The organism is Streptomyces sp. ALB3 (assembly GCF_044385685.1).
Lineage (GTDB): Bacteria > Actinomycetota > Actinomycetes > Streptomycetales > Streptomycetaceae > Streptomyces.
Genome location: NZ_JBISCE010000038.1, coordinates 182,120 through 202,773, shown reverse-complemented (window position 1 = coordinate 202,773; position 20,654 = coordinate 182,120). Strand labels below are relative to the sequence as shown.

The 20,654-nt window shown below is 73.1% G+C and carries 20 protein-coding genes and 1 pseudogene; 10 read left to right on the top strand and 11 right to left on the bottom strand.

Translation table 11 applies throughout. The annotated features are described in order from the left end of the window. Positions 1-114: 114 nt before the first annotated feature. The 4 genes from ACHFIV_RS24700 to ACHFIV_RS24685 are packed head-to-tail and all read left to right on the top strand — an operon-like array spanning position 115 to position 2,750. Positions 115-525: a roadblock/LC7 domain-containing protein gene (locus tag ACHFIV_RS24700; protein ID WP_398973006.1), complete on the top strand. Its 411-nt coding sequence runs from the start codon at positions 115-117 to the stop codon at positions 523-525. After that, on the top strand, positions 522-893 hold the full coding sequence (locus ACHFIV_RS24695) for a DUF742 domain-containing protein (protein ID WP_203185867.1): 372 nt from the start codon (positions 522-524) through the stop codon (positions 891-893). The genes ACHFIV_RS24700 and ACHFIV_RS24695 overlap by 4 nt, the downstream gene beginning before the upstream one ends. After that, on the top strand, positions 874-1,485 hold the full coding sequence (locus ACHFIV_RS24690; protein WP_398973003.1) for a GTP-binding protein: 612 nt from the start codon (positions 874-876) through the stop codon (positions 1,483-1,485). The genes ACHFIV_RS24695 and ACHFIV_RS24690 overlap by 20 nt, the downstream gene beginning before the upstream one ends. Further along, a complete protein-coding gene (locus tag ACHFIV_RS24685; RefSeq protein ID WP_398973000.1) occupies positions 1,482-2,750 on the top strand; it encodes a cytochrome P450 in 1,269 nt (422 codons plus the stop codon). The genes ACHFIV_RS24690 and ACHFIV_RS24685 overlap by 4 nt, the downstream gene beginning before the upstream one ends. Before the next feature lie 52 nt (positions 2,751-2,802). Here ACHFIV_RS24685 and ACHFIV_RS24680 read toward each other — a convergent pair whose 3' ends face one another. The 3 genes from ACHFIV_RS24680 to ACHFIV_RS24670 all read right to left on the bottom strand — a co-directional run bounded on the left by ACHFIV_RS24680 (position 2,803) and on the right by ACHFIV_RS24670 (position 5,698). Further along, positions 2,803-3,834 carry a 7-epi-alpha-eudesmol synthase gene (locus ACHFIV_RS24680; protein ID WP_398972997.1) on the bottom strand — a complete coding sequence of 344 codons (1,032 nt, stop codon included), beginning with the start codon at positions 3,832-3,834 and terminating at the stop codon, positions 2,803-2,805. A gap of 826 nt (positions 3,835-4,660) precedes the next feature. Then, positions 4,661-5,089 carry a pyridoxamine 5'-phosphate oxidase family protein gene (locus tag ACHFIV_RS24675; protein WP_398972994.1) on the bottom strand — a complete coding sequence of 143 codons (429 nt, stop codon included), beginning with the start codon at positions 5,087-5,089 and terminating at the stop codon, positions 4,661-4,663. A gap of 78 nt (positions 5,090-5,167) precedes the next feature. Then, entirely contained in the window at positions 5,168-5,698 is a 531-nt protein-coding gene (locus tag ACHFIV_RS24670; protein ID WP_398972991.1) for a universal stress protein, read from the bottom strand. A 177-nt stretch (positions 5,699-5,875) separates the two neighbouring features. Here ACHFIV_RS24670 and ACHFIV_RS24665 point away from each other — a divergent pair, with 177 nt between their 5' ends. Then, positions 5,876-6,379 carry a GNAT family N-acetyltransferase gene (locus tag ACHFIV_RS24665; RefSeq protein ID WP_398972989.1) on the top strand — a complete coding sequence of 168 codons (504 nt, stop codon included), beginning with the start codon at positions 5,876-5,878 and terminating at the stop codon, positions 6,377-6,379. Here ACHFIV_RS24665 and ACHFIV_RS24660 read toward each other — a convergent pair. Both ACHFIV_RS24660 and ACHFIV_RS24655 read right to left on the bottom strand, forming a co-directional pair. Beyond that, on the bottom strand, positions 6,372-7,274 hold the full coding sequence (locus tag ACHFIV_RS24660) for a glycosyltransferase family 2 protein (RefSeq protein ID WP_398972987.1): 903 nt from the start codon (positions 7,272-7,274) through the stop codon (positions 6,372-6,374). The genes ACHFIV_RS24665 and ACHFIV_RS24660 overlap by 8 nt on opposite strands. Before the next feature lie 76 nt (positions 7,275-7,350). After that, positions 7,351-7,932 carry a GNAT family N-acetyltransferase gene (locus ACHFIV_RS24655; protein WP_398972984.1) on the bottom strand — a complete coding sequence of 194 codons (582 nt, stop codon included), beginning with the start codon at positions 7,930-7,932 and terminating at the stop codon, positions 7,351-7,353. Between the two features lie 191 nt (positions 7,933-8,123). Here ACHFIV_RS24655 and ACHFIV_RS24650 point away from each other — a divergent pair, with 191 nt between their 5' ends. Both ACHFIV_RS24650 and ACHFIV_RS24645 read left to right on the top strand, forming a co-directional pair. Next, positions 8,124-8,735 carry a TetR/AcrR family transcriptional regulator gene (locus ACHFIV_RS24650; RefSeq protein WP_398972981.1) on the top strand — a complete coding sequence of 204 codons (612 nt, stop codon included), beginning with the start codon at positions 8,124-8,126 and terminating at the stop codon, positions 8,733-8,735. 61 nt (positions 8,736-8,796) lie between these two features. Next, positions 8,797-9,781: pseudogene (locus ACHFIV_RS24645) on the top strand (aldo/keto reductase). A gap of 51 nt (positions 9,782-9,832) precedes the next feature. On the opposite strand, the gene ACHFIV_RS24640 reads toward ACHFIV_RS24645, so the two are convergent. From ACHFIV_RS24640 to ACHFIV_RS24630, 3 genes are all read right to left on the bottom strand, one after another. Beyond that, positions 9,833-10,687 (bottom strand): PhzF family phenazine biosynthesis protein, encoded by an 855-nt coding sequence (locus ACHFIV_RS24640; RefSeq protein ID WP_398972978.1) that lies wholly within the window; start codon positions 10,685-10,687, stop codon positions 9,833-9,835. Positions 10,688-10,872: 185 nt separating this feature from the next. Beyond that, positions 10,873-11,337, bottom strand: coding sequence for a lamin tail domain-containing protein (locus ACHFIV_RS24635; protein WP_398972975.1), 465 nt, complete (start codon positions 11,335-11,337; stop codon positions 10,873-10,875). 138 nt (positions 11,338-11,475) lie between these two features. Further along, complete coding sequence (locus ACHFIV_RS24630; RefSeq protein ID WP_398972972.1) at positions 11,476-12,234, bottom strand: SDR family oxidoreductase; 759 nt, start codon at positions 12,232-12,234, stop codon at positions 11,476-11,478. 142 nt (positions 12,235-12,376) lie between these two features. Between ACHFIV_RS24630 and ACHFIV_RS24625 the strand changes: the two genes are divergently transcribed. Continuing rightward, complete coding sequence (locus ACHFIV_RS24625) at positions 12,377-14,044, top strand: alkaline phosphatase D family protein (protein ID WP_398972969.1); 1,668 nt, start codon at positions 12,377-12,379, stop codon at positions 14,042-14,044. 24 nt (positions 14,045-14,068) lie between these two features. Here the strand turns inward: ACHFIV_RS24625 and ACHFIV_RS24620 are convergent, their stop codons facing one another. Continuing rightward, positions 14,069-15,076, bottom strand: a complete 1,008-nt coding sequence (locus ACHFIV_RS24620) for a Gfo/Idh/MocA family protein (protein WP_398972966.1) — start codon at positions 15,074-15,076, stop codon at positions 14,069-14,071. Between the two features lie 87 nt (positions 15,077-15,163). Between ACHFIV_RS24620 and ACHFIV_RS24615 the strand changes: the two genes are divergently transcribed. After that, positions 15,164-16,540, top strand: a complete 1,377-nt coding sequence (locus ACHFIV_RS24615) for a Bcr/CflA family multidrug efflux MFS transporter (protein ID WP_398972964.1) — start codon at positions 15,164-15,166, stop codon at positions 16,538-16,540. A gap of 145 nt (positions 16,541-16,685) precedes the next feature. Here ACHFIV_RS24615 and ACHFIV_RS24610 read toward each other — a convergent pair whose 3' ends face one another. After that, entirely contained in the window at positions 16,686-18,020 is a 1,335-nt protein-coding gene (locus ACHFIV_RS24610; RefSeq protein ID WP_398972961.1) for a hypothetical protein, read from the bottom strand. 166 nt (positions 18,021-18,186) lie between these two features. Here ACHFIV_RS24610 and ACHFIV_RS24605 point away from each other — a divergent pair, with 166 nt between their 5' ends. Further along, positions 18,187-19,200: a small ribosomal subunit Rsm22 family protein gene (locus ACHFIV_RS24605; protein WP_398972959.1), complete on the top strand. Its 1,014-nt coding sequence runs from the start codon at positions 18,187-18,189 to the stop codon at positions 19,198-19,200. Between the two features lie 38 nt (positions 19,201-19,238). Here ACHFIV_RS24605 and ACHFIV_RS24600 read toward each other — a convergent pair whose 3' ends face one another. Then, positions 19,239-20,522, bottom strand: a complete 1,284-nt coding sequence (locus tag ACHFIV_RS24600) for an SGNH/GDSL hydrolase family protein (RefSeq protein WP_398972956.1) — start codon at positions 20,520-20,522, stop codon at positions 19,239-19,241. Positions 20,523-20,654: the final 132 nt, after the last annotated feature.

Sequence of the window (20,654 nt, the reverse complement as noted above, 5' to 3'; positions counted from 1 at the left end):
GGGGGGGGGGGGGGGCCCCCCGCCGTGGCCCACCGCCGCGGGCGCCGGTACGGGCGCCCGCGAGACGACTGCCGGCCGTGAGTCCAACCGCACTGAAGAGAGCGACTAGTTCCCATGACGCAACAGGCAACCGACGTGAGCTGGGCGCTCCGGGATCTGACGGAGAGCATCCGGGAGATCCGCTTCGCCCTCGTGGCCTCCAGCGACGGCAAGGCCATCACCTCCTACGGTGCCGACGACCCCGACGACGTGGACCGCTTCGCCGCCGTGGTGGCGGGCCTGCAGGCGCTCGCACAGCCCGTCGCCGAACAGTTCCCGACCTACGCGGGGCAGCTGCGCCTGGCCATGATCGAGGTCGACGGCGGCCATCTCTTCGTGGTGAGGGCCGGTGTGGAGACGTACCTCGGGGTCCTCGCCAGAGAAGGGCTCGACCAGGGCCTGCTCGGTCATCAGATGAGGGACCTGGCGCGCAGGATGGGTGAGCTTCTCGGCACCAGCCCGCGCCTGGAGGAGCAGCCTGGATGAGTGGTCCCCGCCGGCCCACGGACCCGCCCGGTCTCGAGCGCTACTACGTCCTCACCGGGGGGCGCAGCGGACCGGGTGGTTCGGCGTCGACCCTGGACGTGGCGACCCTCATCATCTCCCGTGCCGCAGCCGAGCCCGGCCTGCAGCACGAGCACGAGGAGATACTCCGGCGCTGCCGCGATCCGCTGTCAGTGGCAGAACTCGGCGCGCACCTCGGACTGCCCTTCAACATTCTCGCGGTGCTCCTGGCCGATCTGCTGGACGCAGGCCGCGTCGAAGCCCGTGACCCCATCCCGGCGTCGGACGCCGGCCGCGGGCCCGACCTCGCGCTCCTTGAGGAGGTACTCAGTGGACTTCAAAGGCTTTGACCGTCCCGGCCGGCACGCGGCCGGAGGCGGCGGCACCCGCTCGGTGAAGGTGATGATCGCCGGCGGTTTCGGTACCGGGAAGACCACCCTGGTGCGCTCGGTGAGCGACATCAAGCCGCTCACCACGGAGGAGACGCTGACCCAGGCCAGCGTGGACGTCGACGACCTGATCGGGGTGGCGGACAAGCAGGAGACCACCGTCAGCCTCGACTTCGGGAAGATCGGTATCAACGAGGAGCTGGTGCTGTACCTCTTCGGGACGCCGGGGCAGGAGCGCTTCTGGTTCCTGTGGAACGGCCTGTTCAAGGGCGCCCTCGGGGCCGTCGTCCTGGTGGACACCCGGCGGCTGGCCTCCAGCTTCCGGGCCATCGAGGAGATGGAACGGCAGAACGTGCCCTTCGTCATCGCGCTGAACGTGTTCCCCGACTCCAAGGACCACCCGGTCGACGAGATCCGCGACGCCCTGGACATACCCGAGCACACCCCGGTGGTGACCTGCGACGCCCGTGACCGGACCTCCAGCCGGGACGTGCTGATCGCGCTGATACACCACCTCAAGGCGCGTTCCGCCGTCGCTCTGGAGCCCCGATGACCGATCACCCGGTGAACGACGCGGACACCACCCGCGGCTGCCCCGTCACGCACGCGGGCGGGGACGACCTCACCCGGCTGTACGGGCCGGACGCGGCGATCGACCCGCAGGGGATCTACGAGCGGCTGCGCAAGGAGCACGGCGCCGTGGCCCCGGTACTCCTCGAAGGCGACGTCCGCGCCTGGCTGGTCCTCGGCTACCGCGAGAGCCGGCGCGTGCTCGACAACCCCCTCCAGTTCAGCCGGGACTCGCGCATCTGGCGGGACTGGAACGACGGGGGAGTCGAGGAGACCTCGCCGCTGATCCAGATGCTCGGCTGGCGCCCGGACTGCGTGTCCCAGGACGGCGAGCCGCACCGCAGGCTGCGCAGGGCCGTCACCGACAACCTGGACACCCTCGCCGGGCGCGGTATCCGCCGCCACGTCACGCGCTTCGCGAACAAGCAGATCGACGCGTTCGCGGATAAGGGCCGGGCCGACCTGGTGGGCGAGTACGCCGAGTACCTGCCCATGCTCGTGCTCACGAGGCTGTTCGGGCTGCCGGCGGCCGAGGGACGCAGTCTCGCGTTCTCCTGCGCCCAGGTCATCAAGGGCGGGCCGGACGCCCTCGCGCACAACGACCGCATCATGGAGATCCTCGGGGAACTCGCCGAGCGCAAGCGCGTCGAGCCCGGCCCCGACTTCACCACCGGCCTGCTCCGGCACGACGCGGGCCTCGACGAGGGGGAGATCCTCAGCCACCTGCGGCTGGTCCTGATCACCGCGCACACCACGACCAGCAACCTGCTGGCCCGGGTACTGGAGCTGATCCTCACCGACGCGTCCCGGCTCACGGGGCTCGTCAGCGGCCAGCGGCACGTCTCCGAGGTCATCGAGGACGTGATGTGGAACAGCCCGCCGCTGGCGGTCCTCCCCGGGCGCTTCGCCACCGCGGACCTCGAACTCGGCGGTACGCAGATCAAGGAGGGGGACCTGCTGGTGCTCGGGCTCGCCGCGGGCAACCTCGACCCGGACATCCGCCCGGACGCAGGGGTCTCCGTGCACGGCAACCAGTCGCACCTGGCGTTCAGCGGCGGCCCCCACGAGTGCCCCGGCCAGAACATCGGCCAGGCCATCATCGAGACCGCCGTCGACGTCCTGCTGCACCGGCTGCCCGGACTGCGGCTCTCCGCGCCCGCCGGGCGGCTCACCTCGACCGCCTCCACCTGGGAAGCGCGCCTGGACGCGCTCCCGGTCGAGTTCGCCGCGCAGTCCGCTCCGGCCTGAACCCCGCCGCCCCCGCCCGGCCGGACCCCTCCGGCCGGGCGGGAGCGGTGTGTCAGACGGCGAGCAGATCGTCCAGCGACCCCCTGCCCGCCAGTTCGGCCGTCGCGGCCGGGCCCTCCTTGGCCGCGGCGTACCTGCCCGAGGTCAGCGCCCATTCGTAGTTGCCGCTGATCCAGTGCTGGATGGCTTCCACGCCCATCCGCACCTGCTCCCGCTGCTCGGCGTCGAGGCCGAGTTCCTCGCACATCCCCGGGACGTGCGCCTCGAGACGCAGGTACTCGTCGAGGCACTCCGTGGTCATCCGGTAGGCCTCGTCCGCGGCCTCCTCCCAGCTGACGCCACGCTCCCGGTGCAGCACGGCGATCAGGTTGTGCCCGTCCCCCCGGCGCTTCTCGCGCTCGAAGGAGTGGATGTCGTTCATGAACCCGATCGTGTCCGCCGCCAGGTCGCGCATCCTGACCATCAGCCCGTGCGCCTGCACCTGGGCCGGCACCTCGAAGCCGCGGCTGCGCTCGCCCGCGTCGATGCTGTGGTGGATGCCCACGGTGCGGCGGCGGAACTCCGCGTACTCCTCGATCCCCAGCGTCGCGGCCCTGCCCCCCGCCGCCAGATCGACCTCCTCCGTGTGCGCCACGAGGAAACGCCCCCAGGAGGCGGCGAACCGGGTCCGCCAGGCCAGGGACATGCCGTCCGACAGGTGCGCCCACACCTCCGCCCAGGCGAGGGTGATCGGGCAGACCACACGCGGAGCCGTCCCGGCGGGCCGCAGGGGAGTGGCTATCAGCTCCCGCGCGACCTCCGCTATGCGGTCCGCGCGGTCAGGGCTCCCGGAGTCGAACTGGTCGTCGAACAGGAAGGCCAGGGAGAACCAGTTCATCAGGACGACCATGTCCTCGGCCGAGGCGTGGGGGTACGTCCGGGCCGCCGCCTGGGGCAGGTCCCAGGACTGGTACTCCTCGAACCCGGCCTGGCTGCGCACCAGGCCCCTCTCCCACACCCAGCGCAGATGGCGCTCGCGGGCATGGGCGAGGTGCTCGCTGACCGGGGCCTCGAAGGGGAGGTCGAACGTGACGTCCTGCGGCATTGGCGTCCTTTCTTGAGACGATTCACAGGCCCCCCGGCCCCTGTGACAGGGCGATCGGGATTGACGCCCCTTGACTCTAAGTGCACATTTTGAGTCATAAATTGATGACCCATCATGTGCGACCTGATGCTGCCCAGTGCGTAAACGATCTATGCCGCAAGATCGGATCCGAAGAGGACCGATTCCGGTCGTCACCGCCGCCCACCGTCCTCGGGCGGGTTCTCCGAGGTCAGAGAGTTGTCGCACGCCATGGTGAAACGCCGGAAATCCTCCGGTTCCCGCGGGCCGCCCGATCGCCGGTCAGCCGGCCTGGCGCACACCGCGGCGTGCAGGCGACATGCGTACCGTGGCGCCGCTCAGCCGGTGGCGCGACTCCCACGGCAGGCGGCGGGGCCCCGGCTGCCGGGGCGGGGTGACGGGCCGCCGGGCGCGGCCGGTCGCAGGCGGGCCGCTCGTTCCCGGACTCCCTCAGCCGGTCAGGGCGGCGGCCGTGACCCGGGCGAACGTGCGGCCGGGACGTCCGCATGGGATGCAAGGGCGGGGTCGAAGCCGGACGGCCGGTCGCTCATCCCGTGCCCGACGGGTCGACCAGCAGCGGACGGTGCCCGGAGAGAGCGGGGTGACAGGCCGTCGCCGTCAGTACGCGGGTGAGGCGGCCCCGAGGCCGTGCACGACGACACGGGCCGGTTCCCGGCCGGGCGGCTCGGCCCCGCGGATCCGGTCGCCCTCCGTCATGACGACGGCGTCGCGCACTGCCTGCTCCCCCGGGCCGCCGCGGGTGGGCTGAGAGCGTGGCCCACCGGCGGCGGCCCGCCGTGCGTACGGCTCAGACGTCGCCCAGGTCGGAGCTGAGCCAGCGCTGCGGGCGCATGTGGATGACGACCTGCTCGCCGTGCTCCTTCCAGGCGAAGTCGACGTAGCCGTCGACCTTCTCGGCGGGAAGGTAGCGCGCCGAGATCTCCACCAGCTGTTCGCGGGTGGCGGGGAGCGTCGCCACCACCGGACCCTCGACGGAGACGTAGCGGATGGTCGGTGAGAGACGGTCGACCATGATGCTGAAGCGGCCCGCCCTGGCGATGGAGGTCCCCTTGCGGGAATCGCGCCCCGTCATGATCCACAGGTCGCCGCCGGGCTCGTACTGGTACCAGATCGGCACGGTGAGCGGGGCCCGCCCCTCCTCCGCCGCGTCCACGGCCAGTGCCGCGACGTGCGGTTCGGCCAGGAACTGCTCACGCTCTGCGCGGGTCAAAGCCACAGCTGGACTCCTCGGGTGAGTGATCGGCGTCGTTCCGGGAGCGCATTATGCAACGTCCGTCCTTCCCCGGCAGCGGAGTCACACACCTTCCGGACCCGTGAGTTCCCTGGTGTCCAGCCGTAGCCGCAGGGTGTTCCGGCGGCGGGCGGCAGCCAGTTCGGCCCGCAGGGGGGAGGGCGGCACGGTCAGCACGGGGCACGGCGCGTGCGCCACGCAGTAGCGGGCCACGGACGGCCAGAGGCAGCGGTGCAGCGCGCCGCGCGGCCCCGTCCCCACCACGACGACGCAATCCTCGGCGCGGGCCGCGTCCACGAGTGCGGCGCCCGGGGCGCCCCGCACGGCCCGGCCGACGACGGGCACCCCTGCCCCGGCCGCGCCGAAGGCCGCGTGGAGGGCGCCGCGCAGCCGCTCGACGGCGTCCGCCCGGCACACCGGCAGTGACGGCGCGAGTCCGGCACCGTGCCGGCCCCGGACACCCGCCCCGGGGGCGTCCCAGGCCAGCACCGCCCACAACTCCGCGCCCCGCAGGCGCGCTTCGGCGGCAGCTCGGCGCAGCACCGCCGGACTGCCGGACGTGCCGCCCACCCCGGCCACCACTCTGGGCCGCATCGACTCCACCCCTCCTGCCCTCCCGGCCCTTACGCCGTCGCAACCGTGCCGTCGCGGGCACGGGGCCGGGGCGCGGCGCCGACGTGCCCGGGGCGCCGCCGCCGTCCTGACGGCTCTCTGATGCCCGGCGGCCCGGCTGGTATACCTGTGCGTCCACCGGCGAGGGGGAGCGACAGGGTGACTCAGGACACGTCCGTACGGCTGCGGGCCGCGCGCCCGGGAGACGCGGAGGAGATCACCCGTGTCTTCCTCACCTCACGGGCGGCCGCGCTGCCCTACCTGCCACGGGTGCACAGCGACGAGGACACGCTCGACTGGATCACCCATGTCCTGCTGCCCGGCAGCAGGACATGGGTGGCCCAGGGGGAGGGGGAGGATCTGCTGGGCTTCGCCTCCCTGGCCGGCGACGAGCTCGACCAGCTCTACCTGCGGCCCGGTGTCCTGCGGCAGGGCATCGGGACGCTGCTGCTGGAGCGGGTGAAGGAGGCCTCGCGGGGCGAACTGAGCCTGTACACGTTCCGGCGCAACGCCGCCGCGCGCGCCTTCTACGAGCGGCACGGCTTCGTCGCCGTGTCGTACGACGACGGCAGCCGCAACGAGGAGGGGGAGCCCGACGTGCTGTACCGGTGGACCGCGGCCGGCCGGGCGGCGGACGCCGGGCGGCCCCGAGCGGTCAGATGACCGGCGGGCGGCCCAGGCGCGTCATCCGCCACACGGTGCGCCAGCGCATCGGCTTGCGCACGCCGCACTCGGTACGCACCCCCTCGGCGAAGCCCGCCGCCCAGGCGCGCAGGCCGGCGGCCGAACGGGTGCGGGCCACCGTGAGCAGGATCCAGGTGCCGAGGTACAGGGGGACCAGGAGGGCGGGCAGGTTGCGGCGGGCCAGCCAGACGCGGTTGCGGGCCGTCATGCGGTAGTACACCGCGTGCCTGGCCGGGGACGTCCTGGGGTGCTGGAGCAGCAGGCCGGGCTCGTAGAGGATCTTCCAGCCCGCGTCGAGCGCCCGCCAGGACAGGTCCGTCTCCTCGTGCGTGAAGAAGAACTCGGCGGGCCACGGGCCGGTCCTGGCGAGCATCTCCATCGAGAGCGCGTGGCCGCCGCCGAGGAAGGCGGTCACGGGCCCGCGGCGCATCGGATCCCCGGCGCGGAGACGAGGAACGTGCCGGCGCTGGGTCTCGCCACGCTCGTCGGCGATGCGGAAGCCGACGATGCCGAGCCCGGGGTCGGCGGCGTACAGCTCCCGGACCGTGCGGAACACGTCCTTGTCCACCAGGAGCCCGTCGTCGTCCAGCTCGATCACCACGTCCACGTCGCCGAACCCGGCGAGTGCGTCCAGGGCCTCGTTGCGGCCTCCGGGGCAGCCGAGGTTCTCGTCGAGTTCGAGCACGGTCACGCCGCCCGCGAGGTCCGTCAGGCCGGGGAACGAGCCGTAGTCGGGAAGCCGTGAGCCGTTGCCCACGACGACCACGCGGGAAGGCCTCACGTCCTGCATGGCCACCGACGCCAGCAGTGCCTCGACCTGTTGCGGGCGGTCTCCCATGGTCACGACGGACACGCCGATGCGCGGTTCGGACAAGACTCGGCTCTCCTGGAGGTGCGGCGGCTGCGGACCACGGCCCTGCCGCGGTGCCCGCGATCGTAACGTCTCGTGTTCACCCCCTGGCGGGTGCCCGTACACCGGTGGGCCGGTCGCCGTTCAGCTGCGCGTACATCAGCATGTCCCGGCGCCGCCCCCCGATCTCCTGCCATCCGCGCAGCAGGCCCTCGCACCGGTACCCGGCGCTCTCGGCGGTGCGCAGCGAGGCCGTGTTCCACGGCTCGATGAGGAGCTGCACCCGGGGAATGCGCAGCTCGTGCAGGGCCCAGGTGGTGACGCTGCGCAGTGCCGCCCCCGCGACCCCCTGGCCGCGGCCCGGCGTCGCCATCCAGTAGCCGAGTGACGCCCTGCCCTCGGACGCCTCCGCGAGCCAGAGCCCGATCGAGCCGACCGGCCGCCGGTCCCGGGTGCGCGCGATGGCGAAGGGGTACCCGGCCCCGGCGGCCGCCCGCCCCCACTGGCACCTGACGTAGGCCTCGGCCGCCTCGTCGGAGTACGGGAAGGGGATCGTCGTGATCAGCGGGATGTAGTCGTCCTGCGCCGCCTCGCGGACGAGGGGCAGGTCGCTCATCTCCCAGGGGCGCAGGACGAAGTCGGCTCCGGCGGACATGCTGGGGACGGTCAGCGGTTGTGCCATGCCCGTCATCCTGCCGCGCCGGGTCCTCGCGCCCGGGCCCGACTCACCCGCCCGGCTCACCCGCCCGGCCCACCCGGCGGACGTGGGGCACCCGCGGCGGCGGCCAGGACCCCCGTCAAAGCTAACGGAGCCGAGGTGCCGTTAGGATGGACTGCCGCGCTGCGCGGCGCACAGCCGGACGGGAGACCGCCATGAACGCAGGAGACGGGGAGCCGGGCACGGTCCGGCCCGGTGGGCGTACGGCGCGGGTGCGGGAGTCCGTACTCCGGGCGGCCGGTGACGCCCTGGTCGAGCAGGGCTTCGACCGGCTCGACCTCGCCGACGTCGCCCGCCGTGCCGGGGTCGGCAAGACCACGGTCTACCGGCGGTGGTCCACCCCCGCAGGGCTGGTCGCCGACCTGCTGACCGACATGGCGGAGCAGTCCGTCCCCCGCACGGACACGCAGTCCCTGGACGAGGACCTCCGGGCCAACGCGCGGCTGGTCGTGCGGACGCTGACCGACGAGCGCCAGGGCCCCCTCTTCGCCGCCGTCGTCGCGGCGGCCACGTGCGACGCCCGCACGGCCGAGGCCCTGCACCGCTTCTACGCGGTGCGCGTACGGGAGTGGGCCGGCTGTGTCGACGCGGCGGTCGCGCGCGGTGAGCTGCCGTCCGGTACCGACGCCCGCGAGGTGATCCGGGCCGTGTCGGCACCCCTCTACTACCGGCTGCTGGCGAGCGGCGACCCCCTCGACGACGCGGTCGCCGACCGCGCGGCCGAGGCGGCGGCGGTGGCGGCGAGGGCGGGCGTGTACGTGAGCTGACAGCGCGTCCGGCGGAAGTCCCTTGCCTTCTCGCGCACTCCAACTCGTAGCGTGTGCGCCCATGCAGACAGACACGGACTGGCAGAAGAGGACACTGGGCCGCAGCGGGAGCGACGTCGGCGCGCTCGGCTTCGGGTGCTGGGCGATCGGCGGCGAATGGGCGACGCCCGACGGCAGCCCGGGTCGACGACGAGGAGTCGGTGGCCGCCGTCCGCCGGGCGCTCGACCTCGGGGTGACCCTCTTCGACACCGCGGACGTGTACGGGGCGGGGCACAGCGAACGCGTGCTGGGCAGGGCGCTCGCGGGCAGGCGGGACGAAGCCGTCATCGCCACCAAGTGGGGCAACCTGTTCGACGAGCGCACCCGCACGATGGACGGTCGCGACACCTCCCCGGCGTACGCCCGGCAGGCGCTCCTCGCCTCGCTGCGCAGGCTGGGGACCGACCGGATCGACCTGTACCAGCTGCACATCGGCGACACCCCGCCGGACCGCGCCCTGGAACTGCGTGACGCCTGCGAGGAATTCGTGGCCGAGGGCCTGATCCGCGCCTACGGGTGGAGCACCGACGACCCGGAGCGCGCCGCGCTGTTCGCCGGAGGTGAGCACTGTGCGGCGGTCCAGTACGCCTGCAACGTACTGGAGGACGCTCCGGGGATGCTGAGCCTCGGCGAGAAACGGGGTCTGCTCGGCCTCGTCCGGAGCCCGCTGGCGATGGGCCTCCTCGCCGGCGACCGCGAACCGGGCCGGAGGGCGGCGGCGGGGGACATCCGCTCCGCGCCGCCCGCGTGGCTGAGCTGGTTCGAGCCGGGCGGGGTGCCGGCGGAGCACTGGGCGGCGCGCGTCGAGGCCGTCCGCGAGGTGCTCACCGCCGACGGCCGCACCCTCGCCCAGGGGGCCCTCGGCTGGCTGTGGGCGCGCAGCGGGCGGACGGTGCCGATCCCCGGCTTCCGGACGGTCGCCCAGGCCGAGGAGAACGCGGCGGCCCTCACGTACGGCCCGCTGCGGCCCGGGCAACTCGCGGAGGTCGCCGCCCTCCTCGCGTGAGCACCCGCCTGATCGCCGGGCGCGCGGGCGAACGCCGGCGCCCGGGGCGGGTCAGCCGATGCGGGTGCCCGTCCCGGTCACCCTGACGCGCGTGTCACCCGGGCGCAGCCCGACGGTGAGGGTGCCCGGGCGGCCCATGTCCGCGCCCTGATGGAGGGTGAGGACCGCGTCGGGCGGGACGAGGCCGAGCTCGCGCGCGTACGCCCCGAAGGCGGCCGCCGCCGCTCCCGTCGCCGGATCCTCGACGACGCCGCCGACCGGGAACGGGTCGCGGACGTGGAAGACCGTGCCGGACTCCCGCCACACCAGCTGGACGGTCGTCAGGTCGAGCCGGTGCATGAGGGTTTCCAGGCGGGCGAAGTCGTACGACAGGTCCGCCAGCCGTTCCCGGGTCGCGGCGGCCAGCACGAGGTGGCGGGCGCCCGCGTAGGCGACGCGCGGGGGGAACGCGGGGTCCAGGGCGGCGGCGGGCCAGTCCAGTGCGGCCAGGGCCTCCGTCAGATCACCGGAGGAGACGTCCGTGGTGTGCGGCTCGACGCTGGTGAGGGTGGCGCGGAGTTCGCCGCCCTCGCGGGCGACGGTGACCGGGACCGTGCCGGCGGGCGTGGAGAACACCAGGTCGCCCGGCCCGTCCCGCTCCGCGAGCGCGATGGCGGCGGCCACCGTGGCGTGACCGCAGAAGGGGACCTCGGCCTTCGGGCTGAAGTAGCGGACGGTGTGACCGCCCCGGCCGTCCGGCGCGGTGAGGAACGCCGACTCGCTGTAGCCCAGTTCGGCGGCGACGGCGAGCATCTCCGCGTCACCGAGCCGGGAGGCGTCCAGGACGACTCCTGCCGGGTTGCCCCCCGCGGGGTCGCTGGAGAATGCGGTGTAACGGAGGACCTCGGTCCCGGAGTGTGCGTTCATGCCGCAGGTCAACCGGGGCGGCCCGGCGCGCATTCCCGGTGACGTGTGCGGTGGGCTCCCGGACACCTCACGGGATCCCCCAGGCGCCCGGGCCGCCCGCGGGGGTGTTCCGGGGGCCTGACCCCCCGGAACACCCCCTGGCCGTTCCCGCGGACCCCCCGGCCGCGGCGGCCCGTCCACTGCGGTCAGTGGCAGACCTTCACGCCGGTGCCCTTGCCCCAGGAGCAGGAGTCCAGGAGCGCACCGCTCGGCTTGATCAGCCGGGCCTTGTCGCCGGTGTTGTTCCAGACGTACGAACCGCGGTTCCAGTACACGTGCGCCCCGGCGTTCTTGCCCTTGCCCGTGTGGATCCGGACCGTCTTGCCCGCGGCGACGGTGAAGCCGGGGAAGGTGTACGTGTAGCCGGTGTCGTCCTTCAGCCGGTAGCCCTTGAGCTGCACCGCGGACCTGCCGCTGTTGTGGACGTCCACGTACTCGGCGATCAGGGACGTGTTCGTCCGGGTGTCCTTGCCGGGGCTGTCGTACTGGATCTTGCCGAGGTGCAGCCCGCCCTGGTGCGGGGCCGCCGAGGCCGGGGCCGAGGTGAGGAGCGAACCGGCCAGTGCCGTCGCTGCGGCCAGGACGAGGGGCGCGGCGGTGCGTATGCGCATGCTGTGTGTTCCTTCTGTGTTCATACGGTGAAGGTCAGCAGCATACGGGCAGCACGCGCTTGCCCGGGCGGTCCGCAGGAAAGTGGCAAACTCTGTCATCCACGGGCGAGTTCCGGGCAAGCGCGGAAGGCAAACGGATCAGCCCCGGCCCACGTACGGCATGGCTGTCGCCAGCACCGTCGCGAACTGCACGTTGGCCTCGAGCGGCAGTTCCGCCATGTGGAGAACCGTCCGGGCCACGTCCTCCGCCGCCATGACCGGCTCGGCGACCACGTCGCCGTTGGCCTGGAGGATCCCCGTGCTCATCCGCTCCGTCATGTCGGTCGCGGCGTTGCCGACGTCGATCTGGCCGCAGGCGATCCGGTAGGGCCGCCCGTCCAGCGACAGCGACTTCGTCAGGCCGGTCACCGCGTGCTTCGTCGCGGTGTAGGCGACGGAGTGCGGACGCGGCGCGTGGGCCGAGACCGAGCCGTTGTTGATGATCCGTCCCCCCTGCGGGTCCTGCTCCTTCATGAGGCGGTACGCCGCCTGCGCGCACAGGAACGTCCCCGTCAGGTTGACGTCCACCACCGTCCGCCAGTCCTCGTACGCGAGATCCTCGACCGGCACCGGACCGGGCCCGAACGTCCCCGCGTTGTTGAAGAGCAGGTCCAGCCGGCCGAAACGGTCCCGCACGGAGGAGAAGAGCGCCGCCACTTCCTCCGGGTCGCCCACGTCGGTGGGCAGGCACAGCGCCGCCCCCGGAGCCGCCGAGGCCGCCGCCGTCTCCTCCAGGGCCCCGGCCCGTCTTCCCGCCAGGGCCACCGTCCAGCCCGCACCCGTAAGGGTGAGGGCGACCGCCCTGCCGATCCCCGATCCCGCACCTGTGACGACAGCGATTCTCTGCTCAGCGTTCATGGCCCGGCAGCGTACGGGAGGTTTTCCGGCGGCCGGCACCCGGTGCTCATCGCACCGCCATAAGGATGTTGTGTACCCGCCAACGGTAGGTCGTCGCCCCGCACTCCAATGCCTCTGACAACATCCGGCAGTGGAGGGGCACATGACACCCGCACAGATCAGCAGGACGCGCGGCCAGGACGGTCATTCCGCCGAGCTGCGCGTCGCCGCGCAGAGGCTCGGATCCGGTGTGGGCCGCCGCCGCTTCCTCACCGCCACCGGCGCCGCCGCCGCGCTGGCCTTCGCCGTCGGCCTGCCCGGCGCGGGCACGGCCGCCGCCGCGGAGCTCGACCCCCGGAAGATCACCGAGGACCCGTTCACCCTCGGTGTGGCGTCCGGCGACCCGCTGCCGGACTCCGTCCTCCTGTGGACGAGACTCGCGCCCCGCCCGTACGAGCCCGACGGCGGACTGCCCGCCGGGCGCGTCGACGTCCGCTGGGAGATCGCCCGGGACGAACGCTTCCGGCGGATCGTCCGTCGCGGGTCCGCTCCCGCGCACCCGGAGTTCGGGCACACGGTCCACGTGGACGTGGACGGCCTCGACTCCGACCGGAGCTTCTACTACCGCTTCCGCGCAGGCAGCTGGATCAGCCCCACCGGCCGTACCCGCACCGCGCCCGCCCGCGGTGCCCGCAACAGCTCTCTGACCCTGGCCGCCGTCTCCTGCCAGGCGTACCACGACGGATACTTCACCGCCTATCAGCACCTCGCGGACGAGGACGTCGACGTGGTGTTCCACCTCGGCGACTACCTCTACGAATACGCGGTCACCGCCGTCGGCGGCGCCCGCGGCTACACCGACCGGGTGCTGCCGGACCACTACAACCGGGAGACGCTCACGCTGGAGGACTACCGCATGCGGTACGGCCTCTACAAGTCGGACCCCGACCTGCGCGCCGCCCACGCCGCCCACCCCTTCGTCGTCACGTGGGACGACCACGAGACCGAGAACAACTACGCGGGCGACGTCCCGGAGAACAGCGTTCCGCCGGAGGAGTTCCTGCTGCGCAGGGCCGCCGCCTACCGCGCCTACTGGGAGAACCAGCCGCTGCGCGCACCGCAGCGTCCCACCGGCCCCGACATGCGGCTCTACCGGCGGCTGCGCTTCGGCCGGCTGGCCCAGTTCGACATCCTCGACACCCGTCAGTACCGCAGCAACCAGGCGTACGGCGACGGCTGGAAGGTCCCGGGCCCGGAGTCCGAGGACCCGTCGCGCACCATGACAGGCGCCACCCAGGAGCGCTGGCTGCTGGACGGCTGGAAGACCTCGGACGCCCGGTGGAACGTCGTACCGCAGCAGGTCACCTTCGCCCAGCGGCGCGACGTGCCGACCGACGCCTACAAGGTGTCCATGGACTCGTGGGACGGCTACCCCGCCTCCCGGCAGCGGGTCATGGACGGCGCGGAGGCCGCCGGGATCGAGAACCTGATGGTCCTGACCGGCGACGTGCACGTCGGCTACGGCTTCGACCTCAAGAAGGACTTCGACGACCCGGCGTCCCGGACCGTCGGCACGGAGGTCGTGGCCACCTCGATCGCCAGCGGCAAGGACGGCTCCGAGAAGCCGGCCAACTGGAACAACCTGACCCAGGCCAACCCGCACATGAAGTTCTACAACGGCCGCCGCGGCTACGCGCTCGTCACCCTCGGCACGGAGCAGGCGCGCGCCGACTTCCGCACGGTGTCGGCGGTCACCACACCCGGCGCGCCGGTCAGCACGGCCGCCTCCTTCGTGACCGAGGCCGGGAACCCGGGGCTCCACCCCGCGTGACCCGGCGCCCGGCCACGCGCGAGGTCAGACGCGGTCGTCCGCCGGATAGCGGACGCCGATCCGGTCACGCACCGCGTCGAGCGTCCGCATCACCGCGAGCGAACCCTCCAGCGGCACCAGCGGGGACTCCTTCTCGCCCGCCAGCAGCGCGCGCGTCACCTCGGCCGCCTCGTACTGCATGCCGGAGAGGCCCTGCGGTCCCGGACCCGTGACGACCTTCTCGGGCTCCCGGCCATCCCGGTGCAGGAGGAAGTGCTCCGGGTGGAAGAAGCCCTGCGGGAAGTCGATTCGCCCGGCCGTGCCGGTGACCGACGCGACGGTCGGCAGGTTCCCCACGATCGAGCAGCTCAGCAGCGCGGTGGCACCCGAGTCCCAGCCCAGCAGCATCCCGGTGTTCAGGTCGACGCCCTCCGGGGACAGCAGCGCGTCGGCCTGCACCCGGTCCGGCTCGCCGAGCAGGAGCTGCGCGAACGACACCGGGTAGACCCCGAGGTCCAGCAGCGCGCCGCCGCCCAGCGCGGGGTCGCGCAGCCGGTGCTCGGCCCCGAACGTCCCCGCGAAGCCGAAGTCGGCCTGCACCGTGCGGATCTCGCCGATCGCGCCGTCCCGCACCAGCTCCATCATCCGGCGGATGAGCGGATTGCAGTACGTCCACATGGCTTCCATCAGGAACAGCCCGCGCTCCCGGGCCAGGTCCACCAGCTCCCGCGCCTCACGCTCGTTGAGCGTGAACGCCTTCTCGCACAGCACGTGCTTGCCGGCCTCCAGCGCGAGCCCTGCCGCCTCCCGGTGCGCGGAGTGCGGGGTGGCGACGTACACGACGTCGACGGAGTCGTCGGCGACGAGCTCCGCCCAGCTGCCGTACGCCCGCTCGATCCCGAAGCGTTCGGCGAACGCCCTCGCGGAGGCCTCGGCGCGGGACGCGACCGCCACCACCTCGGCCCCGGAGTCCTTCATCGCCAGGAGGTCCCCCGTGAAGGTCGCGGCTATGCCGCCCGTCGCCAGTACACCCCAACGCACAGTCCCGCTCATGCCCGCCCGCCCCTACGCAAAATCAGGTATCGACCACTACGACTGACCTGAGAGCATAGATGCGGATTCAACGAAGCGGAGACAAGGATGCCGGACAGCGGCGTGAGCCGGGCCCAGCGAGAACACGAGCACATACCGACGAGCAGCAAGGGCGACGCATTCGTCGCCCAGGCCACCGCCACCCCCACCGCTGCGGGTGTCCCGGCCGTTCCGACCCTCACAGCGCCGGGTGTCCCGGCCACCTCCACGACCACCGCGCGGCGCGCCGGACTTCTGGTCACCCTGGTGCTGGGCGGGCTCACCGCCCTGCCACCCCTCTCCATGGACATGTACCTCCCGGCGCTCCCGGAGGTCACCGACGCGCTGCACGCACCGGCCGCGACCGTCCAGCTCACCCTGACGGCCTGCCTCCTGGGCATGGCGCTCGGCCAGCTCGTCGTCGGACCCATGAGCGACCGCTGGGGCCGGCGCACCCCGCTGCTCCTCGGCATGGTCGTCTACGTGATCGCCACCGCGATCTGCGCCGTCGCCCCCACCGCGGAACTCCTCATCGGATTCCGCCTCCTCCAGGGTCTGGCCGGCGCCGCCGGCATCGTGATCTCCCGGGCCGTCGTACGTGACCTGTACGACGGTGACGAGATGGCGCGGTTCTTCTCCACCCTGATGCTGATCTCGGGAGTCGCGCCCGTCATCGCGCCCGTGATCGGCGGTCAGGTCCTGCAGTTCACCGACTGGCGCGGCATCTTCGTCGTCCTCACCCTCGTCGGCGTCCTGCTCACCCTCGTCGTCTGGAAGTGGCTCCACGAGACGCTTCCCGTCGCACAGCGGCACACCGGTGGTGTCGGCGACGCGCTGCGCACCATGCGCGGTCTGCTGGCCGACCGGGTGTTCACCGGTTACATGATCGCGGGCAGTCTCGCCTTCGCCGCGCTCTTCGCCTACGTGAGCGCGTCCCCGTTCGTCGTCCAGGAGATCTACGGTGCCTCGCCGCAGACCTTCAGCCTGCTCTTCGGGATCAACTCCGTAGGGCTGATCGCCGTCGGCCAGATCAACGGCAAGCTGCTCGTCGGACGGGTGAGCCTGGACAAGGCGCTCGGCTTCGGGCTCGCCGTGATCTCCGTGGCCGCCGTCGCCCTGCTGCTGATGACCTCCGGGGTCTTCGGCGAGGTCGGCCTGCTGCCCGTGGCCGCCGGGCTGTTCGTGCTCATGTCCGCCATGGGCCTGGCGATGCCCAACACCAACACCCAGGCGCTGATGCGCACCAGGCACGCGGCCGGCTCCGCCTCCGCGCTGCTGGGGACGTCCCAGTTCCTGATCGGCGCCGTCGCCTCCCCCCTGGTGGGAATCGCCGGTGAACGGACCGCCGTGCCGATGGCCGTGGTGCAGGTGGTCTGCGCACTGTCCGCCGTGGTGTGCTTCCTCGTGCTGTGCAGGCCGTGGCGGAACGCGGACGCCGCCCGGTAGCCGTTCGCCGGGCGCCGAACGGCCCCGCCGGGAGGGGGCGTGGCGGTACCGCTGCGCGGCCCCGCGCGCGGGCGGCCGGGTGGCGCGGGTCCGGCTCCGCAGCTGCTCCGGGTCGGCGCCGGCGGCGGGGGCGGTCCCGGACGGTTCAGCCCACCCGCGGGTAGCCCAGGAGATGCAGCCTGTCCTCGCGGTCCGTCCAGCGGAAGACACCGACGCCGGAGGTCTCCGCCTCCGGCAGCCGCGTGTTCGGCGGGAGCGCCTCGACGTCCCAGGCCGTGAGGCTCACCCTGACCGGGCCGCCCCCTTCGCCGTCCAGCGCCTCGTCCGCGTCGCGCGCGTTCGTCGAGCCGTAGGCACTGCCCCCGTCCGTCACCGACGCGAGCGTCAGCCGCGCCGACCCGTCCTCCTCCTCGAAGCAGAAGCCCTTCCTCGCCTCCAGGTCGAAGGCCAGGTTCCCGGCGACCAGGTACTCCCCCGAGGGTGAGACGACGGCCTGCGGATACCGTCCCGGCTCGATGGCCGGCGCGTGGCACTCCACCGAGACGACGGGCTTGCCGCTCACCGCGTCGTGGACCGTCCACATCCGGTGGGTGGCGGCCCGCTTCGCACCCTCGGCCAGCCGCCACTTCGCCAGGATCAGCCCCGGTGCCACGGAGGTCGGCACCCCGGTCGCCGGGTTCGCGCCCTTCGGCGCGGTCTTCCTGCTGAACCAGCCGCCGCGCACCCAGAACTCGCGTACCCCGCTCAGCAGCAGGCCCTGCGCCGTCTGGCCCCGCACCTCGGTGAGCTGCTTGCAGGCCGTGCAGCCCCTGGGGTACGCCACCGCCGACGCTGCGATCTCCGACACCGCACCGCTGACCGGGTCCACGACCGCGCTGTTCGCCCCGCCGTCGGTGATCAGGACCCCCGGGCCGGTCGCCGTGACGACCGGCGCACCGGTCCAGGGCACCTCGACGCGGCGGCGCTCCCCGTCGATCACGTCGTACACGTCGAGGGACACGAAGGTCCCGGCCGGCGTGAGCCCGTCGCCGGCCCTCCCGTAGGACCAGGTGACGAAGAACTGCCGGTCGTCCTTGGCGACCGTGAGCAGGGCCGGGACGCCGAGCGGGCCGGCGGGCCGCCAGGCCTCGCCGCTCCAGGCGGCCCGCCCGGTCTCCGTGTCGAGGGTCCGCAGCCGGAAGCGGTGGCCGGACGCCTCCTCCAGGTAGGCGAGCCGGCCCGTCGTGTGCGAGACGGCGTACTCGGGCCCCGCGCCGACGACCTCCCAGCCGCGCCGGGTCGTGTACTCCGGAGGAACGGTCAGCCGCGTCACGGGGCCGGCGGCGCTCCTCCTGGCCGGTTTCTCCGGCCGGTCGTCGTCGGCGGTGCCGCCCCCACCGCCCCCACCGCCCCCACCGCCCCCGCAGGTCGCCAGCAGAAGCAACAGGGCGAGGACGAGCACCCCGCCCACCAGCGCCAGGCGCACGATCCTGCGTCCCATGGTCCCCCCGGATGAGCGAATTCCTGAGCAATCCCCGATGCGGCGCCGGTCAGCGTAGCAACGGGCCGGTGGCGAAGAGGAGTTCGGTTCCGTAGCCGTTCCGTCCCGGTTCCGTGCCGGAGCACCGGGCTGCGGACGAAGGGTCCGCTGCGCGTACGATTCGGCGGTGAACGCCACCCTCCCCACCGCGGAAGCCCTGCGCGCGGCGCTGGCCGCCCTGCTCGACGGGCTGCCGCCGAAGCAGGCCGCGCAGGCCGTAGACCGGCTGATCGCCAGCTATCGCGGGACCACCCCCACCGACGCCCCGATCCTCCGGGACCGCTCGGACGTCGCCGCGTACGCCGCCTACCGGATGCCCGCGACGTTCGAGGCCGTACGGTCCTGCCTCGCCGCACTCCGCGACGCCGCGCCGGACTGGGTGCCCGCCACCCACACCGACATCGGGGGCGGCACCGGGGCGGCGAGCTGGGCGGTCGCGGGGGCCTGGGAAGGGCCTCGTACGACCGTCCTGGACTGGTCCGAACCCGCCCTCGCGCTCGGCCGCGAGCTGGCCGAGGTCTCCGGCGTCCCCGCCCTGCGGGCCGCCACCTGGGAACGGGCGAGGATCGGCACGTCACCGGCTCCGTCGCCCACGGACCTGGTGACCGTCTCGTACGTGCTCAAGGAGCTGACGGCCGGGGACCGGGCCGCGGTCGTGGACACCGCCGCGGCGGCCGCGCAGGCCGTGGTGATCGTGGAGCCCGGCACCCCGGACGGCTACGACCGGATCATCGAGGCCCGCGACCGGCTGATCGCCGCCGGCCTGACCGTCGCCGCGCCCTGCCCGCACGACGACGCCTGCCCCATCGAGCGCGGCTCGGACTGGTGCCACTTCTCGGCGCGGGTCAGCCGCTCGTCCCTGCACCGGCAGGTCAAGGGCGGCTCGCTCAGCCACGAGGACGAGAAGTTCAGCTACGTCGTGGCGACCCGGTTCGCCACCGTCCCGGCCGCCGCCCGCGTCATCCGCAGGCCGCAGATCCGCAAGGGGCAGGTGCTGCTGGAGCTGTGCACGAGGGACGAGGGCCTCCGGCGCACCACGGTCACCAAGCGGCACGGGACTCTCTACCGTGCCGCCCGGGACACCGCGTGGGGTGACCCGTGGCCCCCGGCCGGCGCACCGGAGGGACCCGGTGGCGCGTAGCCGGTGACCGCGCACGGGGAGCCGTGGGCCGTGGGCCGTCACCTCCCGAGGACCTCGGCCACCTCCCGCGCCATCACCCGGTAACCCGCGTCGTTGGGGTGCAGGGCGTCCCCGTGGTCGTAGGCGGGGTGGAGGCGGTCCGGGTCGGACGGCGAGGCGAGTGCCTTGTCGAAGTCGGCGTACGCGTCGAACTCCCCGGAATGCCGGATCCATTCGTTGACCTCGTCGCTGACCCGCGCCGCGTGCGGGCCCCAGTGGTCGGAGCCCTTGAGCGGCAGCAGGGTCGCCCCGACGGCCTTCAGGCCCTTGTCGTGCGCGGCGTCGATGAGCTCGCGGTAGCCGGCGACGAGTTCGGCGGTCGTGACCACGGGGGCGGGCTTGTACGTGGCGGGCGGGTTGGGTCCCCTGGCCGCCTCGCTGAAGCCGATGTCGTTGACCCCTTCGAGGATGACGACCGTGGAGGCGCCCGGCTGGTCGAGGACGTCGCGCCCGAAGCGGGCGGTGGCGCGTTCGCCGTACCAGGCCGAGTCGTTGAGCACGAGGTTGCCGCCTATGCCCTGGTTGACGACCGGCCGCCCCGTCAGCTCGGCCAGGGCGTCGGAGTAGCGCCGGTCCGCGTTCGGTGTGGAGCCGAATCCGTCGGTGATGGAGTCCCCGAACACGACGACGCCGTCCTCGGACTCCCCGGCCCGCCGGACGGAGGGCCCGCCCTTCGCGCGGCCGACCTCGATGCCGGAGAGGTAGTACCAGGACCGGGTCCTGCCGGTGTACGCGGCGCCCGTCGTGTCGGCCCGGTGGTCGCCCTGCGCCCGGTAGCTGTCGGTCCAGCCCTGCGAGTGGAAGGTGGCGGGGCCCGTCGTCCCCGCCAGGTAGAGGGTGACCGTCACCGACTCCAGCCTCTTCAGGTCCATCGCCACCGCGTCGCCGCGCAGCTCACCGTGCGCCAGGATGCGGGTGGACGCCCTGCCGTCGAAGGTGAGGCGTCGGACGGACCCCTCCTCGACTGCCGCGCCCCGCGCGGTCCTGGCGATCGTCGCGCCGGTGACGTGCAGCGGGGAGGTGCCGTACCTGTTGGAGAGCCGGATCCGGACCAGGTCCCCGTCCTCGGTGACCCGCACGACCTGGCGCACGGACTGGCCGGAGAAGCCCTCCTGCGACCAGTTGGGTGTGAAGCCGGTGCTGGGGGCCTGCGGGGACGCGCCCCAGGCCGCGGTCCAGCCGACCGGGGCGGGGGCGGCCTGGCCCGGACCCGCGAGGATGCCGACGGCGAGGGAACCGGCGGCGAGGGGAACGGCGGCACGTCGTACACGGGAGAGGTCCACAGCTACTCCTAATGGGTCCAGCGTTCCGTTAAGTTGAGGCGAACGGTACCAGGAGAGCGACCTTAAGGGAACTCTGGATCCATTAGAGGGAGGGCCGGGCGCACCCGACGGTGCTCCGGGAGGCCGCCGGTG